The 5,230-nt window shown below is 66.5% G+C and carries 6 protein-coding genes; all 6 read right to left on the reverse strand.

The genetic code is table 11. The features are described 5' to 3' along the window. Positions 1-78: 78 nt before the first annotated feature. The 6 genes from nusB to glyA all read right to left on the reverse strand — a co-directional run bounded on the left by nusB (position 79) and on the right by glyA (position 4,795). On the reverse strand, positions 79-576 hold the full coding sequence (nusB, locus tag ACXJL8_RS33250; protein ID WP_456622190.1) for a transcription antitermination factor NusB: 498 nt from the start codon (positions 574-576) through the stop codon (positions 79-81). 2 nt (positions 577-578) lie between these two features. After that, positions 579-1,070 (reverse strand): 6,7-dimethyl-8-ribityllumazine synthase, encoded by a 492-nt coding sequence (gene ribH, locus ACXJL8_RS33255; RefSeq protein ID WP_456622191.1) that lies wholly within the window; start codon positions 1,068-1,070, stop codon positions 579-581. 160 nt (positions 1,071-1,230) lie between these two features. Further along, the gene (locus tag ACXJL8_RS33260) at positions 1,231-1,854 is read right to left on the reverse strand and encodes a riboflavin synthase (RefSeq protein WP_456622192.1); all 624 of its coding nucleotides are present in this window, start codon (positions 1,852-1,854) and stop codon (positions 1,231-1,233) included. Further along, positions 1,854-3,002: a bifunctional diaminohydroxyphosphoribosylaminopyrimidine deaminase/5-amino-6-(5-phosphoribosylamino)uracil reductase RibD gene (gene ribD / locus ACXJL8_RS33265; RefSeq protein ID WP_456622193.1), complete on the reverse strand. Its 1,149-nt coding sequence runs from the start codon at positions 3,000-3,002 to the stop codon at positions 1,854-1,856. Before ribD ends, ACXJL8_RS33260 begins: the two co-directional genes overlap by 1 nt. Continuing rightward, positions 2,999-3,481, reverse strand: a complete 483-nt coding sequence (gene nrdR, locus ACXJL8_RS33270) for a transcriptional regulator NrdR (protein ID WP_007603426.1) — start codon at positions 3,479-3,481, stop codon at positions 2,999-3,001. Before nrdR ends, ribD begins: the two co-directional genes overlap by 4 nt. A 15-nt stretch (positions 3,482-3,496) precedes the next feature. After that, the gene (gene glyA, locus ACXJL8_RS33275; protein WP_456622194.1) at positions 3,497-4,795 is read right to left on the reverse strand and encodes a serine hydroxymethyltransferase; all 1,299 of its coding nucleotides are present in this window, start codon (positions 4,793-4,795) and stop codon (positions 3,497-3,499) included. Positions 4,796-5,230 lie beyond the last annotated feature (435 nt).

Consider the following 5,230-nt stretch of genomic DNA (forward strand, 5'->3'; position numbering starts at 1 on the left):
GGATCACCCGCTTTCGCGGGTGATGACGACAGAGAATGCGGCAGCCGTATCGCGTCACTTCACCGCCCTCGCGGATAACTACCCCCGCCCGAATTCGTCGCCGCGAAACTGGCGGCCGATCTGGTCGAGCACCGCATTCACCATGCCGGTCTCCTCGCGGTCGACGAAGGCGTTGGCGACGTCGACATATTCGGACACGACGACGCGGCCCGGCACGTCCTTGCGGTGTTCCAGTTCGTAGGCCCCTGCCCGCAGCACCGCGCGCAAAATCGCCTCGATGCGCTTCAGCGGCCATCCTTTCGACAGCGCCTCGTCGATCAGGGGATCGAGCTTCTTCTGGTCGCGCACGACGCCCGAGACGACGTCGCGGAAGAAGGCCGCTTCCGCCGGAAGATAAGTGTCGCCCTCGACCTCGTTACCAAGCCAGTGGCTCTCGAACTCGGCAAAGATGTCGTTGATGCCGGCGCCGGCGATGTCCATCTGATACAGCGCCTGGACGGCCGCGAGCCGCGCCGCACCGCGCCGGTTCGCTTTCTTCTCTGTGCCAGCCGGCGGCTTTTTGCTGTTGTCGACCATGATCAAGCCTGCGCCAGACGGCGCTTGATGCGCAGCATGGCAATCGCCGCGCGCGCGGCGTCGCCGCCCTTGTTGAGCTCGCTGGCGCGCGCCCGCGCCCAGGCCTGCGCCTCGGTGTTGACGGTGAGGATGCCGTTGCCGAGCGGCAGCTTGCGCGCCACCGCGAGGTCCATCAGCGCGCGCGAGGATTCCTGCGAGACGATCTCGAAATGGATGGTATCGCCGCGGATCACGCAGCCGAGCGCGATCGCCGCGTCATACGGCTTGCCGTTGGCCGCCGCGGCATCGACCGCGATGGCGACCGCCGCCGGGATCTCCAGCGCGCCGGGAACCGTGATGACGTCGTGCGTCAGGCCGGCCGCCTTCAGCTCGGCCACGGCGCCTTCCAGCAGGGCGTCCTGGAGGTCATCATAGAACCGTGCCTCGACAATCAGCGCGCGCGCGCCGGAAATGTCGGTCTGGTCCTTCAGGGGTGCGCGCCGCGCGTCTGCCATCATCAAATCCGTTTCACAGAGGTCGGCGTTATGTAGTCGCCGCCAATCGGTAAGCCAAGTTTTAAACTGTCATTCCGGGGTGATGCGAAGCATCGACCCCGGAATCTCGAGATTCCGGGTCTGGTCCTTCGGACCATCCCGGAATGACCGGCTGCGCCGGTCACTTCATCTCCGTCAGCCGCGCCGCGTAGCGGGCCATCAGGTCGACCTCGATATTGACCTCGTCGCCCGCCTTCCAGCCGCTCAGCGTGGTCACGCTCAGGGTATGCGGGATGATCAGCACCGAAAAGGTCACGTCCGCAACCGTATTGACCGTCAGCGACACGCCGTCGAGCGTGATCGAGCCCTTGGTGGCGATGAACCGCGCCAGCTCCCGCGTCGTGCTGAACGCGAACCGCGCCATGTCCGGCAGGTCCTCGCGACTGACGATGGTCGCGATTCCGTCGGCATGGCCGGCGACGATGTGGCCGCCGAGCTCGTCGCCGATCTTCAGCGCGCGCTCGAGATTGAGCCTGGTGCCGCCCTGCCAGCGCTTTGCCGTGGTCAGCGCCAGCGTCTCGGCCGCGGCATCGACATCGAACCAAGTCCTTTTAGAAGAGTCTTTGCCGCCCTCGACGCCGGAGGCCACGACGGTCAGGCAGACGCCGTTGCAGGCGATCGATGCGCCGTCGGCAATGGTGGTCTGATCATAGCGGCAGGCGATGCGCAGGCGATGCAGCTGCCCCTGCGCCACAGGCTTCAGGCTGACGATCTCGCCGATATCGGTGACAATGCCGGTGAACATTAGGCGCGCTCGTAGATGGTGAGAGTATCCTTGTCGAATGTTTCGCTAGCATGAACCTTGAAGGCCTGCGACTGCGTGATTTTCGACAGGGGCAATGCATCGAGCGCATCCACGCCATCGGCGCCGACAGCGTCCGCACCGCGGAACAGCCAGATCTCGTCGACCAGGTCGCCCGCCACGAACGATGCCGCAACGCGGCTGCCGCCTTCGACCATCAGCCGCGTGATGCCCTTCCCGGCCAGCGCATGCAGCGCAGCCGAAAGATCGAGCCCGGATGCGCTGCCCGGCGGCACCCGGATGACCTGCGTACCGGCAGCGCCAAGCCGTGTCGCGGCCGCGGCTTCCGCAAGCTCCGAGCCGACCACCCAGAGCGGCGTCTCGCGCGCGGAGCGGACGAGCTTGCTCGATGCCGGAATACGAAGGCTCTGATCGAGCACCACGCGCACCGGCGAGCGCGCCGCCATGCCCGGCAGGCGGCAGGTGAGAAGCGGATCGTCCGCCAGCACCGTGCCGATGCCGACCAGGATGGCGTCGCTCTGGGCGCGCAACAGATGCACGCGATTGCGCGCGGCTTCGCCCGTGATGGCGACCGGCTTGGCGCCGGCCGCGCCGATCTTGCCGTCGGGCGAGACCGCGAGCTTCAGGATCACATGCGGACGCCTGTCACGAATGCGGCGGAAATGGCCGGCGTGGTCGAACGCGGCCTCCGCCGCGCACAGGCCCACATCCACCGTGATGCCCGCGGCACGCAGCCGTGCATGGCCCTGACCCGCGACGTCCGGATTAGGGTCCTCGATTGCCGCGACCACGCGCTTGATGCCGGCCGCGATCACCGCGTCCGCACAGGGCGGCGACTTGCCGAAATGCGAGCACGGCTCCAGTGTGACGTAGAGCGTGGCCCCGCGTGCCGCCTCGCCGGCCCGCCGCAGCGCCTCAGGCTCCGCATGCGGACGACCACCTTCTTGCGTCCAGCCGCGGCCGAGGATCACCCCGTCCTTGACGATGACGGCCCCGACGGCCGGATTGGGCCAGGTGCGGCCCTGCCCGCGCCGGCCGAGCGCCAGTGCAAGCTGCATGAAGCGGCGATCGGCGTCCTTGGACTCGCGGGCCTTCTGCGCGAACTGATCTTCCAGGATGCGGAAGATCATTTGCGGATCGCGGCGAGCCGCGCTTCCTCCTCACCGGAGAGCTCGCCGAGCACGTCGGCGAAATCCTTGGCCTCGCGGAAATTGCGGTAGACCGAGGCAAAGCGCACATAGGCGACGTCGTCGAGCGTGCGCAGATGCTCCATCACGGTCTCGCCGATCACCTCGGAGGAGATTTCGGCCTCGCCCCCGGTCTCGAGCTCGCGCACAATGGTGGATACCATTTTCTCCACCCGCTCCGGCTCGACCTGCCGCTTGCGCAGACTGATCGACACTGAGCGCATCAGCTTGTCGCGGTCGAACGGCACGCGGCGGCCGTTGCGCTTGATCACGGTGAGCTCGCGCAGCTGCACGCGCTCGAAGGTGGTGAAGCGGAAATTGCAGGCGACGCACACGCGCCGCCTGCGGATCACGGAAGAGTCCTCGGTCGGACGCGAGTCCTTTACCTGCGTATCGAGACTGTTGCAGTTCGGGCAGCGCATCCGTTTAGCCCAGCCTTACTGGTAGATCGGGAACCGATCGGTGAGCGCCTTGACCCGTTCCTTGATCGCGGCTTCCACCAGCGGCGCCTTGCCGTCGGAGGACTGCGCGATCGCGTTCAGGACCTCGGCGATCAGGCCGCCGACCTGCTGGAATTCAGCGACGCCGAAGCCGCGCGTGGTCGCAGCCGGGGTGCCCAGACGCAGGCCCGAGGTGACGAAGGGCGTTTCGGGGTCGAAGGGAATGCCGTTCTTGTTGCAGGTGATGGCCGCGCGCACCAGCGCCTTCTCCGAGGCGTTGCCCTTCAGGCCCTTCGGCCTGAGGTCGACCAACATCAGATGGTTGTCGGTGCCGCCGGAGACGATATCGAAGCCGTGGCTCTTCAGCGTCTCGGCCAGCGCCTTGGCGTTCTCGACGACGTTTTTCGCGTAGACCTTGAAGTCCGGCCGCAGCGCCTCGCCGAAGGCGACCGCCTTCGCCGCGATCACATGCATCAGCGGGCCGCCCTGAAGGCCCGGGAAGATCGCCGAGTTGAGCTTCTTGGTTAGCGTCTCGTCATTCCACAGCATCAACCCGCCGCGCGGGCCGCGCAGCGATTTGTGGGTCGTGGTCGTGGTGACGTGGGCATAGGGCACGGGCGAGGCATGCACGCCGCCGGCGACGAGGCCGGCGAAATGCGCCATGTCGACCAGGAGATAAGCGCCGACGCTATCGGCGATCTCGCGGAAGCGCTTGAAGTCCCAGGCGCGCGAATAGGCCGAGCCGCCGGCGATGATCAGCTTCGGCTTGACCTGCTCGGCCTGCTTGGCCACCGCATCCATGTCGATGATCTGGTCCTCGCGGCGCACGGTGTAGTGCGCGGCCTTGAACCACTTGCCGCTCATGTTGACGGGCGAACCGTGGGTGAGATGGCCGCCGGCGGCGAGGTCGAGACCCATGAAGGTGTCGCCGGGCTGGAGCAGCGCCAAGAACACCGCCTGGTTCATCTGGCTGCCGGAGTTCGGCTGCACGTTGGCGAAGTTCGCGCCGAACAGTTTTTTCGCGCGATCGATCGCGAGGTTCTCGGCGACGTCGACCCATTCACAACCGCCGTAGTAGCGCGCGCCCGGATAACCTTCCGCATATTTGTTGGTCATCACCGAACCCTGCGCTTCCAGCACGGCACGGCTGACGATGTTCTCGGAGGCGATCAGCTCGACCTCATGGCGCTGCCGGCCGAGCTCGCCCTTGATGGCGGCGGCGATTTCCGGGTCGGCCTGGTCGAGCGAGGCGGTGAAAAACGAATCGGGCGCGGAGGCRGTTTTGGCGAAGGTCATCTTGCGAATATCTCCACCGCCGCAACCTTTTGGCGGGCTGCGGGCGGGTCTGGTGTGGTGATCGGAAGCTGCGAGCGCGATCTACCACATCGCCCGCCCCCGGCCAAGCATTTGCGGGTCCGGGACAGGATTTATGCCAGATATGGTGGGGATTGGAGGATTAGGCGAGGACGCTCCATGGACCGCCCCGCTCCGATGATCTCTGAAAGGCCCGCTTTGGACCTATTTGTGCGAGCGCCCGCCGGTGGTGGCCGGCCTCCCCGCTACAACCCCGTATACCCCGCCTTCACCGGGTCCACGCTGCCGTCGAGCTGGCGCAGATAGGTCAGGCCGCAGACCGTCAACCGGTGGGTGTCCTTCTCGCCGGCTTCCATCAACGTGTTGAGGTAGTTCGTCACCTTGGCGCGGGCCTCCGCGCTCGCCGCGGAGGAGCGG

It is taken from the genome of Bradyrhizobium sp. P5_C11_2, assembly GCF_054049755.1.